Annotated in this window: 16 protein-coding genes, 1 tRNA gene, 1 other RNA gene and 1 other annotated feature; all 18 genes read left to right on the forward strand. The window is 43.0% G+C overall.

Features of this window, described 5'->3' with window-relative positions:
* Positions 1–27: 27 nt before the first annotated feature.
* The 18 genes from Tfer_RS12540 to Tfer_RS12620 all read left to right on the forward strand — a co-directional run bounded on the left by Tfer_RS12540 (position 28) and on the right by Tfer_RS12620 (position 13681).
* Positions 28–1050, forward strand: coding sequence for an ABC transporter substrate-binding protein (locus Tfer_RS12540; protein ID WP_013118989.1), 1023 nt, complete (start codon positions 28–30; stop codon positions 1048–1050).
* A 68-nt stretch (positions 1051–1118) separates the two neighbouring features.
* Positions 1119–1931, forward strand: coding sequence for an ABC transporter ATP-binding protein (locus Tfer_RS12545; protein WP_013118990.1), 813 nt, complete (start codon positions 1119–1121; stop codon positions 1929–1931).
* Positions 1907–2551, forward strand: a complete 645-nt coding sequence (locus tag Tfer_RS12550) for a thiamine diphosphokinase (protein ID WP_013118991.1) — start codon at positions 1907–1909, stop codon at positions 2549–2551. Before Tfer_RS12545 ends, Tfer_RS12550 begins: the two co-directional genes overlap by 25 nt.
* 107 nt (positions 2552–2658) lie before the next feature.
* Entirely contained in the window at positions 2659–3111 is a 453-nt protein-coding gene (locus Tfer_RS12555) for a hypothetical protein (protein WP_052218690.1), read from the forward strand.
* A gap of 195 nt (positions 3112–3306) precedes the next feature.
* A tRNA-Ser gene (locus tag Tfer_RS12560) sits at positions 3307–3400 on the forward strand.
* 191 nt (positions 3401–3591) lie between these two features.
* An RNA gene (gene ffs, locus Tfer_RS16115) (signal recognition particle sRNA large type) lies at positions 3592–3857 on the forward strand.
* A gap of 197 nt (positions 3858–4054) precedes the next feature.
* Positions 4055–5668, forward strand: coding sequence for a DNA polymerase III subunit gamma/tau (gene dnaX, locus Tfer_RS12565; RefSeq protein WP_052218691.1), 1614 nt, complete (start codon positions 4055–4057; stop codon positions 5666–5668).
* A gap of 25 nt (positions 5669–5693) precedes the next feature.
* On the forward strand, positions 5694–6017 hold the full coding sequence (locus tag Tfer_RS12570; RefSeq protein WP_013118994.1) for a YbaB/EbfC family nucleoid-associated protein: 324 nt from the start codon (positions 5694–5696) through the stop codon (positions 6015–6017).
* Positions 6018–6064: 47 nt separating this feature from the next.
* Entirely contained in the window at positions 6065–6661 is a 597-nt protein-coding gene (gene recR, locus Tfer_RS12575; protein WP_013118995.1) for a recombination mediator RecR, read from the forward strand.
* A gap of 72 nt (positions 6662–6733) precedes the next feature.
* Positions 6734–7051, forward strand: a binding site (T-box leader).
* A 118-nt stretch (positions 7052–7169) separates the two neighbouring features.
* Positions 7170–8189: a 3-deoxy-7-phosphoheptulonate synthase gene (gene aroF, locus Tfer_RS12580; protein ID WP_052218692.1), complete on the forward strand. Its 1020-nt coding sequence runs from the start codon at positions 7170–7172 to the stop codon at positions 8187–8189.
* The gene (gene pheA / locus Tfer_RS12585) at positions 8186–9349 is read left to right on the forward strand and encodes a prephenate dehydratase (RefSeq protein WP_052218693.1); all 1164 of its coding nucleotides are present in this window, start codon (positions 8186–8188) and stop codon (positions 9347–9349) included. Before aroF ends, pheA begins: the two co-directional genes overlap by 4 nt.
* Before the next feature lie 71 nt (positions 9350–9420).
* Complete coding sequence (locus tag Tfer_RS12590) at positions 9421–9726, forward strand: DUF2508 family protein (RefSeq protein ID WP_052218694.1); 306 nt, start codon at positions 9421–9423, stop codon at positions 9724–9726.
* A gap of 62 nt (positions 9727–9788) precedes the next feature.
* Positions 9789–10049 (forward strand): pro-sigmaK processing inhibitor BofA family protein, encoded by a 261-nt coding sequence (locus Tfer_RS12595; RefSeq protein WP_013118999.1) that lies wholly within the window; start codon positions 9789–9791, stop codon positions 10047–10049.
* A gap of 181 nt (positions 10050–10230) precedes the next feature.
* Positions 10231–10923 (forward strand): hypothetical protein, encoded by a 693-nt coding sequence (locus Tfer_RS12600; protein WP_083436944.1) that lies wholly within the window; start codon positions 10231–10233, stop codon positions 10921–10923.
* 75 nt (positions 10924–10998) lie between these two features.
* On the forward strand, positions 10999–12084 hold the full coding sequence (locus Tfer_RS12605; RefSeq protein ID WP_052218695.1) for a ferredoxin oxidoreductase: 1086 nt from the start codon (positions 10999–11001) through the stop codon (positions 12082–12084).
* An 18-nt stretch (positions 12085–12102) separates the two neighbouring features.
* Complete coding sequence (locus Tfer_RS12610) at positions 12103–12864, forward strand: thiamine pyrophosphate-dependent enzyme (protein WP_052218696.1); 762 nt, start codon at positions 12103–12105, stop codon at positions 12862–12864.
* Positions 12857–13423, forward strand: a complete 567-nt coding sequence (locus tag Tfer_RS12615; RefSeq protein WP_052218697.1) for a 2-oxoacid:ferredoxin oxidoreductase subunit gamma family protein — start codon at positions 12857–12859, stop codon at positions 13421–13423. The genes Tfer_RS12610 and Tfer_RS12615 overlap by 8 nt, the downstream gene beginning before the upstream one ends.
* An 18-nt stretch (positions 13424–13441) precedes the next feature.
* Positions 13442–13681 (forward strand): 4Fe-4S binding protein, encoded by a 240-nt coding sequence (locus tag Tfer_RS12620; RefSeq protein WP_345786543.1) that lies wholly within the window; start codon positions 13442–13444, stop codon positions 13679–13681.
* Positions 13682–13922 lie beyond the last annotated feature (241 nt).

Here is a 13922-nt window from a genome sequence, read left to right on the forward strand (position 1 = left end):
TGTAGAGCTACAGGAGGAGATAAGGAAATGGCAAAAAGCATTTACCATGTAATGAAAAGGTTTCTCATAATATCTCTTTTACCGGCCCTGGTGGTTACCGGCTGCACAAAAAGCAACCTGTCCGAAAAGGCCGGAAAAGACAAAAAAGCAGCCCTCAAAAAAGTTACCATAATGCTGGATTGGATGCCAAATACAAATCATACGGGCCTTTATGTGGCCAAAGACAAGGGCTTTTATAAAGCGCAGGGCCTGGATGTAGAAATTATACAACCAGGGGAGGGAACAACCGCCGACCAATTGGTGGCTGCAGGCAAAGCAGATTTCGGCATCAGTTACCAGGAGAGTGTAACCCAGGCCAGAGCCACCGGTATTCCTTTAGTTTCCATTGCAGCAGTTATTCAGCATAATACTTCTGCTTTTGCCTCCCTAAAAAAAGATAATATTACATCGGTAAAAGATTTTGAGGGGAAACGCTATGGCGGATGGGGTTCGCCGGTAGAAGAGGCAGTGCTTAAAGCCATAATGACAAAGGCGGGGGCAGACTATGCTAAATTGAAAAATATAACTCTCGGAGCAACTGACTTTTTTACTTCTATTGGAAAAGACGCGGATATCGAGTGGATTTACTATGGATGGGACGGGATTGAGGCCAAACGCCGCGGCATAGAGCTAAACCTCCTTATGGTTAAGGACCTTGACCCGGCGCTGGATTATTACACACCGGTTATAGTTACCAACGAAAAACATATTGCGGAACAGAAAGAACTGGTGCAAAAATTTGTGAAGGCTACTGCCCAAGGGTATGAATTTGCTATTATGAACCCTGCAGAAGCTGCAAAAATACTTTTGAAAAACGCGCCGGAATTAAACCCTGAATTGGTTAAGGCCAGCCAGGAGTGGTTAAGTAAGAAATATCAGGATGACGCCGAAAAATGGGGTATCCAAAAAGAAGAAGTATGGAACAGGTATGCCCGTTGGATGTATGACCGCCAACTTATTCCCAGGATGATTGAACCCCAAAAAGCCTTTACGAATGAATTCCTCCCTTAAAGTTTTAAGGAGGTAACAGTTTTTCAGGGAGATAAAGAAGCAAATTTTTACGGTAGGTGAGGCTAAAAGTGCCGGGGTACAAGCTGGAAGTTAAGGGGCTGAGTAAAACATTTGATGGTCATGGAAAATTATCGATTGTAGCCTTGCAGGAGGTTTCGCTTTTTGTGCGGGAAGGGGAATTTGTCAGCCTGATTGGCCCGAGCGGCTGCGGGAAAAGCACGTTGCTCGATATAGTGGCCGGGTTAACCCGGCCTGATGAAGGGGATGTATTATTAGATGGTGCTTCCATTGTGGGGCTAAAAGGGAAAGTAAGCTATATGCCCCAAAAGGATGTGCTTTTTCCCTGGCGAACTGTGCTCGATAATGTGATTGTCCCCCTCGAAGTACAAGGAATTAACCGGAAAGAAGCCAGGGAAAAAGCCCTTTCACTTTTGCCGGTTTTTGGGCTGGGGGATTTTTCTGACAAGTATCCTCCCGCCTTATCAGGCGGCATGCGGCAGAGAGCTGCTTTTTTGAGAACTTATTTATGTGGTAGAGAAATACTGCTTCTGGACGAACCCTTCGGAAAACTTGATGCCCTAACCAGAAGACAGATGCAGCAATGGCTTTTAGATATATGGCAGAATTTTCAACACGCTGTTTTACTGGTTACCCACGATGTTGACGAAGCTATTATGTTATCTAATCGGATTTATGTCCTATCGGCCAGGCCGGGCCGGGTAATTGCCGAGGTAGAGGTTCCGTTGCCGAGGCCCAGACATGCCCAAATGGCCTTAAGCCAGGAATTCACGGAGATCAAGGCTAGACTTTTGAAAGCCCTTGAAGAAGGCAGTTTTGGTGAGGTGAGCAATAAAAAATGTTTAGTGATAAGCGCATCTTGATCTTCTCCGGAGGCAATCTGGGCAATTGGGCGGTAGACGAGATTGAACAGGGTGATTTTCTTGTCGGAGCGGACAGGGGAGCATTATTTTTACTGCAGCATGGTATTCAGCCTGACTATGCTTTAGGTGATTTTGATTCCGTTACAGATAAAGAATTTGCAGAAATTAAGGATAAATGTAAGAACCTGTTTTCCTGTAACCCTGTTTACAAGGACTATACCGATACAGAAATGGCCTTTAACTGGGCACTGGCCAAAAGACCGAAAGAGATCCTTTTGCTGGGGGTAACGGGGACGCGCTTCGACCATAATATTGCTAATATTCATCTGCTAAGCAAAGGGTTAAAAGAAAAAGTGCCGGTGAGATTAATAGATGAAAAAAACGAGATAACCCTCATAGATTCTTTTATAGAAATAAGCGGAAACCGTTTCAGGTACATCTCCATTTTGCCTTTTAGTTATGAGGTAAAAGGGGTTACGCTTGAAGGTTTCAAATATCCATTGCATAAGGCCAGTCTAACTAGGGGGACTTCAATAGGAATAAGCAATGAATTAATAGAAGACAGGGCGACTATTAATATTGATTCCGGTCAATTATTGGTTATCAGGAGCATGGATTAAATATTCCATATTATTATCCCCATTATTTTCCGGCAATAAATATTTTCCGAAAATGAAAATCTAACCTTAAGAAACCATTTAAAAAACCGGAAAAAGGATGGGGTGCAATGGAAGCGATAACCGACAGGTTTACGCGAGGTTGTATAGCAGGTATACTGGCCGGCCTGGTATCAAGTGTTTTTAATTTAACAGCCTACTACGTTGGTTTTGCCAAACTGCGTTACCTGGATTTTGCCGGCGTGATGATTTATGGCAGGAAACCAACAAGTGCTTTGGAAGCTCTGTTTGCCTGGTTTGGAATGTATATGTTCATGGCTTTGCTGGGCGCTATATTCGCTTATCTGATTTTGGGAATAACAAGTAAAAATTATTTATTTAAAGGCTGGTTCTACGGTGTAATTGTATGGTTCGCGGTGTATGCCATAATTATCCTTTTTAAGGTGCCTGAGTTATCCGTTTTTAATCTACGGACTACTTTCGCCAATTTTATAGGAGCTTCTCTATGGGGATTGGCATTGGGATATATATTCGATAAACTGGATGCCAGAGCAAAAGTTTAAAAGGATAAATTTACCCGATGATGATTTGGGTCGGAGACCTTTTAATGGCATCCATACCAATTATTTTGTCCCTTAAAACGCTGGAAAACAATTAAAAGTACTTGCATCATAAACAAATAAATTGTATAATGATTAAGCGAAATCAGTTGACTCCTTTATCTGACAAAGAGGAAGCAACAAACTTAATCAGACCACGGAGAGATGTCCGAGTTGGTCGAAGGAGCACGACTGGAAATCGTGTAGTCGGGGAAAACCTGGCTCGAGGGTTCGAATCCCTCTCTCTCCGCCATAATGTATACAATGGTCAGTGACTAGCGGCTAGCGGCTGGAATTGGGCAGAGCGGTTAGTCTCTGGCCTTTAATAATATTCATTAGAATTTTTCCGGCTATCAGCCATTGGTTACTGGTCAAGGTCTATCGGCCACCGGTTATGACTACCGGCCATAGTTACTGACCTTCAGAAAAGCTAATAAAGTTTAGCCGTGCTAGACGGGGAGGTAGCGGTGCCCTGTAACCCGCAATCCGCTATAGCGGGGTTGAAGTCCTGCCTGCGGCCTTTTTTCATAAGGTCTGACCGGCGCAAGTGGCGTTGAAGAGCGGGTCCTGCGCAACGGAAACTTGTGAACCCCGTCAGGTCCGGGAGGAAGCAGCGGTAAGCAAGCCCTTTCGTGTGCCGCAGGGGAGCCTGTTCCGAGTTAACTACGTTGGTAACGCTTGGGAGAAAAGAGTCAAAGGCGGGTGCACGGCAAATTTTTATAAAAAGAGAGCTACAAATTATATTGGTGGCTCTCTTTTTTTAGTAGGTTAAATCTATATCTGTCAATAGAATTAACAGAAGGAGAATTGTTGTCCGGCATAGAAATTAGATTAACATTAAGGTATAATATTAACATGTCAGTTTCGTTTAATTATCATAACCCGCATTGGAGAGGGAGTAACTTATATGTCTTACATGGCCTTGTACCGGGAATGGCGGCCCCAGATTTTTCAAGATATAGTTGGGCAACAACATATCACCAGAACCCTGCAAAATGCTATTAAGGCCAATAGAATTGCCCATGCTTACCTTTTTTGCGGACCCCGGGGTACGGGTAAAACTACTACGGCTAAAGTTTTTGCAAAGGCGCTCAATTGTAAGGAAGGGCCGAATGCCGAACCCTGCAACCAATGCAACAATTGTATCCGTATTACAGACGGAGTTTCTATGGACGTCTTGGAAATAGATGCTGCTTCTAACAGGGGGATCGATGAGATCAGGGATTTACGTGAAAAGGTCAAGTTTTCCCCCACAGAGGGCCGCTATAGAATATATATAATAGATGAAGTTCACATGCTTACTACTGAAGCGTTTAACGCCCTGTTGAAAACCCTGGAAGAACCGCCGCATCATGTGATTTTTATATTAGCTACCACAGAACCGCATAAAATCCCAACTACCATATTGTCACGGTGCCAGCGGTTTGATTTCAGGAGAATCGGTACCGGGGAGATAGTGGACAGATTACGCGATGTCTGCGAGAGTTTGCAGGTGCAAACCGATGAAGAAACACTTACTCTTTTGGCGAAAACAGCAGAGGGCGGCCTGAGGGACGCATTGAGTGTGTTGGACCAGTGTATAGCATTTGGGGGTCAGCGAGTTACTGTTGAGGAAGTAAATACAGTTTTGGGAACCGTAGACCAGGAACTTCTTTTTAAAATGGTAGACTATTTTATTAACAAGGATTCTACATCGGCTTTGTTCCTGATCGATGATATTGTCAACCAGGGAAAAGACCTTCGACAGTTCAGCAAAGATATGACAGAGCATTTAAGAAACCTGTTGTTAATTCAGGTATCGGACCATGCCGGAGAATTGATTGCAGTTACGGAAAGCACCTTGCAAATGTTAGAAGAACAGGCCCAAAAGGTATCCCGCAATATGATTTTGAGGTTAATCGATATTTTTTCTCTTACCGAACGGGAGATCAGGTGGAGCAATCAACCGAGGTTAAACCTGGAACTGGCAGTGATCGAGGCCTGTAAGGCAGAACCTAAATATAGTTTTGAAGATCTGGCGGCCAAAGTTGAAGAACTGGAGGCTATAATCAGGCAGGGATACGTTACACCGGCCATTGCGGTTAATTCCAAAAAACAACCGGAAAAACAACCGGTTGACCAAAAAAATTCCGTTAAGCTTGCACCAAAGAATGATGTGCCTGGCAATAGTTTAACTCTGGAGGCTCTAAAGAATAGCTGGCCGGAAATTATGGAAAAATTAAAAAAAGCCAAACGCACGGCTCATGCCTTTTTGATTGAAGGCAACCCAGTAGGGCTATCAGGGCGGCGGCTAATTATCGCTTTTCCGGAAGACTATGCTTTTCATAAAGAAAATATAGAAAAGCCGGAAAACAGGGAAATTATAGAGAAGGTTATTAAAGATATTACAGGCGAGGAAATCAGAGTAAAATGTAAGTTTTTATCCGAAACAATGAGTGAGGAAAATGAGGAGGAAGAAAACTCTTTGGTTGAAACAGCTATTCAATTATTTGGCGAAAACGTCATTGAATTCAGTGACTAGTGATTAATAAAAAGGGGGAAATAAAATGTTTGGCAATATGGGGAATATGAACAAGATGATAAAACAGGTACAGAAAATGCAACAGGATATGGCCAAGATGCAGGAGGAACTGGCCAATAAAACAGTAGAAGCTACTGCCGGCGGCGGGGTTGTTAAAGTAGTGGCTAACGGAAAACAAGAAATAAAATCTATAGAGATTAAACCGGAAGCTGTTGACCCTGAAGACGTGGAAATGTTGCAGGATTTGATATTAGCTGCTGTTAACGAGGCTTTACGCCAGTCCCAGGAGATGGTAGCCAACGAAATGGGTAAATTAACAGGCGGCATAAAAATACCGGGGTTATTTTAGAATAAGTGTTCTTAATTTAGCAGACGCCTTTAAGGTGGTGACTTAACTTGTACTATGCCGAACCGGTGGCTCGTTTAATTGAAGAATTTGCGAAATTGCCGGGCATTGGCCCCAAGACGGCTCAACGGCTGGCTTTCCATATACTAAACAGTGATGCGGAAAGTGCGCATGGTTTGGCAAAAGCTTTGATAAACGCAAAGCAAAAAATCAGGTATTGTTCCATTTGTTCCAACCTTACCGATACTGATCCTTGTAAGTTGTGTCAGGATAGCACAAGGGACAGAAATACCATTTGTGTTGTTGAACAAGCCAGAGATGTGGTGGCGATAGAACGGACAAGGGAGTATAAAGGCTTATACCACGTCCTGCATGGGGCGATTTCTCCTATGGACGGTATTGGTCCGGAACAGCTTAAAATAAAAGAGCTGTTGGAGCGGCTCCAAAAAAATTCTGTACAGGAAATTATCTTAGCCACGAACCCAAATATTGAAGGTGAAGCCACAGCTATGTACCTGGCCAGACTCTTAAAGCCTATGGGTGTCAGGGTTACCCGCATAGCCCACGGCTTACCCGTTGGCGGTGATTTGGAATATGCCGATGAAGTTACCCTGTCAAAGGCTTTTGAGGGGCGCCGGGAAATGTAAATTTTGGTATTAGGAAAAAATTATTTACATTATTGATTTGGTGTGGTAAAATATTTCACAAAATTAATAGTAGCAAAAGCGATGACAAAGATAAGTAAGCTGAATCATTTTGTTTCCAGGGAAAAAGGGTCGGCGACTGAGAGCCCTTTAACAAAAGTTCGGCTGAAATTCCCTTTTGAGCTGCAGGTTGAAGAAGCGTCAGCTTTTGTAGACTGAGCCGGGTCTTTCCCGTTAAAAGAAAGCGAGTATCGGTTTTTTTAGTGGTCAGTTACCGGTAACCGGTAAGCAGCATTAACTGAACGCTAAATTGACCCGTACTTTGAAATGAGAGGGTTGCTTTTTTCAACCAACTTAGGGTGGTAACGCGGAAGTAAAACTTTCGTCCCTGGAGGGCGAAAGTTTTTTTATTTAGCAACCAATTTGGGTGGTACCGCGGAAGTCTACGACTTTCGTCCCATTGGGATGATGTCGTAGGCTTTATTTTTTATTATAAAAGGGGGAGATTAAAATGGTAGTTGTAATGAATTTAAACGTATCAGAAAAACAAATTCAGGACGTGAAAAACAGGCTGACCCGGTTAGGGTTTAAAACTCATTTGATCAGGGGGGTTGAGCGTATAGTTATCGGAGCCATCGGTGACAAAAAAAATATCGATACTTCTACTCTCGAAATGATGCCGGGGGTAGAAAAGGTTGTCCATATAATGCAGCCCTTTAAGCTGGTCAGCCGCGAAGCCAAAAGCGACGATACTATTATAAAAATTAAAAATGTGGAAATAGGTGGCAACCAGGTGGTAATAATGGCCGGGCCGTGCGCTGTAGAGAGCAGGGAACAAATGATGGCTGCTGCCAGGGCCGTTAAAGAGGCAGGGGCCCGGATTTTTCGGGGCGGCGCCTATAAACCCCGCACATCCCCTTATTCTTTCCAGGGGTTCGAGGAAAAAGGACTGGAACTAATGGCGGAAGCGGCCCAGCAGGAAAATTTGATTACGATTACAGAGGTAATCGATCAGCAAAGCGCCGAATTAGCAGCCCAATATATTGACATTCTGCAGATAGGCACCCGGAACATGCAAAATTTTCAGCTGTTGAAAAAAGTGGGGCAGCTCAAAAAACCTGTTTTATTAAAAAGGGGGCTTTCGGCAACTATTGAAGAGTGGCTGATGGCGGCAGAGTATATCATGGCCGAAGGGAATTACGAAGTAATATTATGTGAAAGAGGTATCCGCACTTTTGAAACTTATACTAGGAACACTCTTGATTTAACAGCCGTACCTGTTATAAAACGGCTTAGCCATTTACCGGTAGTTGTTGACCCCAGCCACGCCACAGGGGACTGGAAATTGGTGGCGCCTATGGCGAAAGGGGCTGTGGCAGTCGGTGCAGACGGATTATTGATTGAAGTGCATCCGGATCCGAGTAAAGCGTTATGTGATGGACCACAATCCCTGACACCGGAGAATTTTAAAAACCTGGTCCTGGAGTTAGAGCCTATAGCAAAAGCTACGGGGAGGTCTTTAGCTGTATGATAAAAATAGGGTATTTAGGTCCCAAGGGAACATATACTGAAAAGGCTGCCGAAAAGTATTTTACCGGTATCGATAAAGAAATGAGGGCTTATAGGACGCTGCCGGAGTTGTTTAGCGCCGTGAAAAGCGGAGAAATTGATAAAGCAGTAGCACCCATTGAAAATTCTGTTGAGGGCTCTGTAAATCAGACTCTGGATTTATTGGCCCAGGAAAAGGGAGTCGCCATACAAGGGGAAATAATTCTTACAATTAAACACGCATTGATGGCCAAGCCGGGGGTTAAGGTGAATGAAATTACAAAGGTAATCAGCCATGGCCAGGCACTGGCCCAGTGCAGCCGGTTTTTGGAAACATTCCTGCCTGATGCTGCCCTGGTTGAAGCGGTAAGCACTGCGGAAGCTGCAGTACAAATTGTCAATTCCGACCAACCCTGGGCGGTTATTGGAAATCCCGATATTGGAGAAATATATAGCCTAAACATTTTAGAATACGACATTCAAAACTGCACCGCCAACAGGACCCGTTTCGTTATTTTGGGACAGTCCGGCCAACCCATTACCAATGCTAATAAAACTTCTATTTTGATTTCAATTACCGATAGACCTGGCGGGCTATACCAGGTTTTGAAAGAGTTTGCCTTAGTCAATATTAACTTAACAAAAATTGAATCGAGACCGGCCAAAAACAAACTGGGAAATTACATTTTCTTTATTGATTTTATGGGCAATCCGGCAGACGGTTTAGTAGAAAAATGTTTAAACCGGGTAAGAGAAATGACCGCCGAATTTCGTATACTTGGTATTTATAAAGGGGCAGAAACAGCCTACTCTTATAGCGTGGAAAAGTCCGTTTTAAATTTGGAGCAAGTCAGGGAAGACATTGATATAATAGACAGGCAGATTGTTGAGCTGCTTGCTATGAGAACGCAATTGGTGAAGATTATCGCTGATCTTAAGGGCGCGCATCAAAAAATACGCGACAGGAAACGGGAGGAACAAATACTGGAGCGTTTGACTGCTGAAGCGAGGAAAAAAGGCGTTAGCCCTAAATTAATAAAAGAACTTTATAATTTGTTGTTTACCCATTTTGTCGGGCTGCAAAAAATCCGGCGACAAAGAGGAAAGGCCTATCGCCAGGTTTCTACAAAACAATTACCATAAAATTACTTTAAATTGGTAATACCTTGTACACCTCCTAAATATAATTTACAAACAAAAAAGGAGGGGTACAAATGGGAAACAGGCAAATAAAGAAAGAAGCAGTTATTCATTTTTGTTCAACTTTGCTTGCTAAAATAGGGATCATTCCCAAACAAGAAACCGAATTGTCACCGGAAGATAAAACCTTTCAAGAGGTTTGGCAAGCTCATCAAGAATGGCAGAACGCTCTGAACAATTTTAATTTTATAAGTGAACCTGATCTTATTGATTATTTTGTATATAATATAGAAACTTCTGTGAAGAAATACATGTTTCTTTTGAAGCAGGCCAAAGAGCAAAACATATGCGTTTCCTCCCTAAAAGATTTAATTGAATGAATGTGTCGTCAGATTTACTTCTCACATACTTTAACATTTTTTACTTTTTAGGAGGGGTCGGAATGGATGGCGCTGTTTTAGCATTTACCATTGGCCTGCTTATACTGATTGTGGTCGGTAATGTTTTGGTGGTGCCGCTGAAATATGTAGTAAAGTTTGTTGCTAACGGTGTTTTGGGCGGCATACTTTTATGGTTAGTTAATTTAGTGGGAGCAGGATTTTCTCTGCACGTTCCGATAAACATTGTTACGGCTCTGATAGCGGGGTTTCTGGGTATTCCCGGGGTAATAATGCTTATAGGTTTAAGATTAATTTTAGCCTAAATAGTCAGAAAATTAACTGGATTTTTCCTTGACTAGCAAAAATCGTTTTAGTATACTAGGTATAAAAGCTTTCGACAAGACACCCTATTTTTTAGGAATGTTTTGTCGGCTATTTTTTTAACCCAGTAAATAATTAACTGTTTTTTACAAATAATATAGCTGTGTATTTGACATACTTTGGGTGAGACTCTGTTCGGGGGGTGAAATTTCTATCAAAGGTTTAGCCGAAGCTTATGTTGGGGAATATGCCAGCGGAAAAAGTGAAGTAGCCATTAACAGGGCTTTGGAACTCTTAGCCCTGGACAGAGAAGTTACCTTAGTAGACCTGGATTTGGTAGAACCATTTTACACATTAAGACCATTAAAAAGGGCCCTGGAAGAAAAAGGTCTCCGTGTAGTGGCATGGGAAACTTCTCAAACCATAGGTCTTGGGGAAGCCGGTAACGTAATAAAACCGGAAATGCGGTGGGTTCTCAGAAGAAACGGAGATGTGATACTGGATGTGGGCTATGGGGTTGATGGATTACGCACCCTTAATTTATTAGAGGAAACACAAAACCGTAAGGATTTGAAGGTTTATGTTGTGGTTAATGTCGGAAGGCCTATGACATCTTCCGTTGAAGATATTGTTGCATATGTAAGTGATATGGGGAAAGTTGATGGTTTGATTAATAATTCTCACCTGGGAGACGAAACTACAGCAGATTTTGTACAAAATGGTGCGGTTGTTGTTAAAAATGCAGCAGATATCCTGAACATTCCCCTGGTTGCCACTTATGCCGAAGAGAGGATTCTGGATGCTCTGGGGACAAAAGATATTACCGGGACGCCGGTAAAAGGGATAAAAAGGCATATGAAGACTTCTTTTTGGTAACAAGAGGTGTTCAAAAAACACCCTTTTTAATATTATAAAATTTCATCTGTAATTTACAGGAGGTGTCTTGATACGATGGGTGATACTCCTATTCAGGGAGAAAAAAGGGTATTTATGACCGGGAATGAAGTGGTTGCCTGGGCAGCATTGGCCGCAAAGGCTGACATAATGTATGGATACCCGATTACACCGCAGAATGAAATTATGCATTATTGGACTCGCATGGCGCCCAAGTATGGGAAGAGATTTCTGCAAACTGAGGATGAACTCTCCGCAGGCTTTACGACTGTTGGAGGCGTTTTAGCCGGGAGAAAAGCATTTACTGCTACTGCCGGTCCGGGAAATACCTTGATGCAGGAACCAATGTCAATGGCTGAAATGATGCGCATCCCCACTGTTCTTGTTGTTCAGCAACGGGGAGGGCCTTCTACTGCTACGGTAATCTATTCCCAGCAGGAAGTAACAATGACCACCTATGGCGGAAATGGCGAAGGGTTAAGGATAGTATATTCAACTTCTACTCATCAGGAACTTTTTGATTATACTATTAAAGCTTTCAATACCGCCTGGAAGTACAGGTTTCCAACATTTATACTAGCCGATGGTTATCAGGCTAAGATGCGTGAGTCACTGACCCTATACAATCCTGAAGACAGAGGCATTAAATTGATTGATCCCGAACCTCTGCTGGGCAAGGAGCCTGTCAATGGAGAAAAGAAGCCTACTCATTTAAGAAATACATACAATACGGAAGAAGAATTGTATGAAGTTATAACCAAATACATGGATGAGTATTTAAAAGTCGCCCCTGAAATTATGGAGTATGAAGAAGGTAACGTAGATGATGCCGACATTATAGTTGTCAGCCATGGGGTAGTTACCAGGGCAGCGAGAGGGGCGGTACAGGAATTAAGAAACGCGGGCTTGAAAGTCGGTTATTTTAGGCCAATTACTTTACGTCCGTTCCCCGGAGAGCAGTTAAAGAAAGCTGTGGTTAATGCCAAAACTATGTTGATTGTTGAATCTGCATATGGGCAATTGGCGAAGTTAGTGAAGGATGCTATTTACGGAACAACTATTAATCTAGAGTATTTATTTAAACCGGGCGTTGGGATAACGGCAGAAGAAATAGTGGCCAAATGTAAAGAACTGTTGAAATAGGGAAGGGGGTACATGTAGATGTCAGTTGAACCGCAAATGCCAAAATCCTGGAACAGAGAGACCAAACCGCATAAGTTTTGCCCAGGTTGCGGGCATGGATTGGTTTTAAAAGCGCTTGGCGAAGCAATAGATGAACTTGGCATTCAGGATAAAGTGGTTTTTGGTTGTGATATAGGTTGCTCATTGTTGGCATGGGACTTTTTCAATGTAGACACTGTACAGACTCACCACGGAAGGACTACGCCCGTTGTTACAGGGATTAAGAGAGCGAACCCTGATGTTATTTGTATAGCATATATGGGTGACGGCGGTGGATATGCTATCGGCTCTCAGCATTTAGTCAATGCTGCCGCGAGAAACGAACGTATCACTGCAATTCTTGTAAACAATACAAATTATGCTATGACCGGCGGTCAGATGGCTCCTACGACCCTTCCCGGACAGAAGACGGAAACGTCTCCTTATGGTCGGGATGTCCAGTTAATGGGTTATCCGACTCAGGGACCGGAAATGGTCGCCGCTATCACCAGAGAAGGAGCTTATGTGGCAAGAGGAACTGTGGCAAATTTGAGGCAACTTAAAAAATACCTGAAAAAGGCTCTGGAAAACCAGATGGCCGGAAACGGTTTTTCTTTTGTGGAAGCTTTGTCCACCTGCCCAACCAATTGGCGCACTAATGCTAAGGAAACATGGGCTTTTCTCGAAAACGAAATGCCCAAATACTTTAAGGTGGGGGAAATAAAAGTGCCCGGTCAGAAGGAGGCAGGTCAAGATGGCTAAAACGGTTAAAATAGCTCTTGCCGGTGAAGGGGGCCAGGGCGTCCAGTCAGTAGCGGAAATTATCGCCGAAGCTGCAAACGAAGAAGGCAAAGAAGCGTTATATATACCCAATTTTGGGGTTGAGCAAAGAGGGGGCGTTTCTGTTGCCTATTTACAAATTGGGACCGAGCCAATTGGTTCACCGAAATTTCAGATTGCAGACATAGTAGTGGCTCTCAGTGACCGCGCTGTTTTAAGAACGCAGAGATATGTCGGGCCTAATACTATTTTTGTATATGATAGTTCCATTGAGGGAGTGAAAGAACATTTGCCGAAAAATGCCGGCCGAATTCTTGCTATCCCGGCAATTGAGATTTCCAAAAATGAATTGCACCCAAGGGTATTCAACATTATTATCATGGGTGCGGTTATTAAGGCTACCGGGGTGGTAAGCCTGGAAGAAGCTAAAAAGGCTATAGAACAAAAACTTGGCTATAAGTTCGAACAGAACCCCAAGCTCAGGGAATTAAACTACAAAGCAATGGAACGTGGCATGGAGTTAGTGGAACAAGCCCAATAAGGAGGGTCTCCGGTGAGTGTGGCATATAAATTAAATACTTATCAGGGAGAAAAAGGTACAGTTACTGTCTATACAAGTTTATGCAAAGGATGCGGGCTTTGTATTCAAAAATGCCCAAAGGAATGCCTTAAATGGTCTAATCACTTAGGTATTTATGGAACTCCTTCCGTTGAACCTGATATGGAAATATGCATAGCTTGCGGTACCTGTCAAAATGTATGCCCTGATTGTGCAATTTCTGTCCAAAGGAATAAATAAAATTGCAGGAAAAAAATAATATAATAAAAAATAAAAAGTTATTAAAGAAGCGTTGACAAAGGATAATCCGTATGCTATATTAGACAATGTCGGTCGCGGCAATAGCCGCGGCCAACAAATCAGAAATCACAGCAAATACAAAGGTTGCTGTTGATGCAAAAACTACCGGTTGACGAAAAGCAGCCAGTTATGGTAGTATGGAATTCCGCGGCTGGTTGAGAGCCGGTGCGGGAGAAGAAAT

The sequence above is a fragment of the Thermincola ferriacetica genome (genome assembly GCF_001263415.1).
In the GTDB taxonomy this organism is placed as follows: domain Bacteria; phylum Bacillota; class Thermincolia; order Thermincolales; family Thermincolaceae; genus Thermincola; species Thermincola ferriacetica.

Excerpts from the sequence above, each read along its gene's own strand:
- Tfer_RS12605 (WP_052218695.1), top strand. The coding sequence starts at position 10,999 with ATGGGTGATACTCCTATTCAGGGAGAAAAAAGGGTATTTATGACCGGG.
- aroF (WP_052218692.1), top strand. The coding sequence starts at position 7,170 with ATGGTAGTTGTAATGAATTTAAACGTATCAGAAAAACAAATTCAGGAC.
- Tfer_RS12550 (WP_013118991.1), top strand. The coding sequence starts at position 1,907 with ATGTTTAGTGATAAGCGCATCTTGATCTTCTCCGGAGGCAATCTGGGC.
- pheA (WP_052218693.1), top strand. The coding sequence starts at position 8,186 with ATGATAAAAATAGGGTATTTAGGTCCCAAGGGAACATATACTGAAAAG.
- Tfer_RS12595 (WP_013118999.1), top strand. The coding sequence starts at position 9,789 with ATGGATGGCGCTGTTTTAGCATTTACCATTGGCCTGCTTATACTGATT.
- dnaX (WP_052218691.1), top strand. The coding sequence starts at position 4,055 with ATGTCTTACATGGCCTTGTACCGGGAATGGCGGCCCCAGATTTTTCAA.
- Tfer_RS12555 (WP_052218690.1), top strand. The coding sequence starts at position 2,659 with ATGGAAGCGATAACCGACAGGTTTACGCGAGGTTGTATAGCAGGTATA.
- Tfer_RS12615 (WP_052218697.1), top strand. The coding sequence starts at position 12,857 with ATGGCTAAAACGGTTAAAATAGCTCTTGCCGGTGAAGGGGGCCAGGGC.
- Tfer_RS12570 (WP_013118994.1), top strand. The coding sequence starts at position 5,694 with ATGTTTGGCAATATGGGGAATATGAACAAGATGATAAAACAGGTACAG.
- Tfer_RS12590 (WP_052218694.1), top strand. The coding sequence starts at position 9,421 with ATGGGAAACAGGCAAATAAAGAAAGAAGCAGTTATTCATTTTTGTTCA.
- Tfer_RS12540 (WP_013118989.1), top strand. The coding sequence starts at position 28 with ATGGCAAAAAGCATTTACCATGTAATGAAAAGGTTTCTCATAATATCT.
- Tfer_RS12610 (WP_052218696.1), top strand. The coding sequence starts at position 12,103 with ATGTCAGTTGAACCGCAAATGCCAAAATCCTGGAACAGAGAGACCAAA.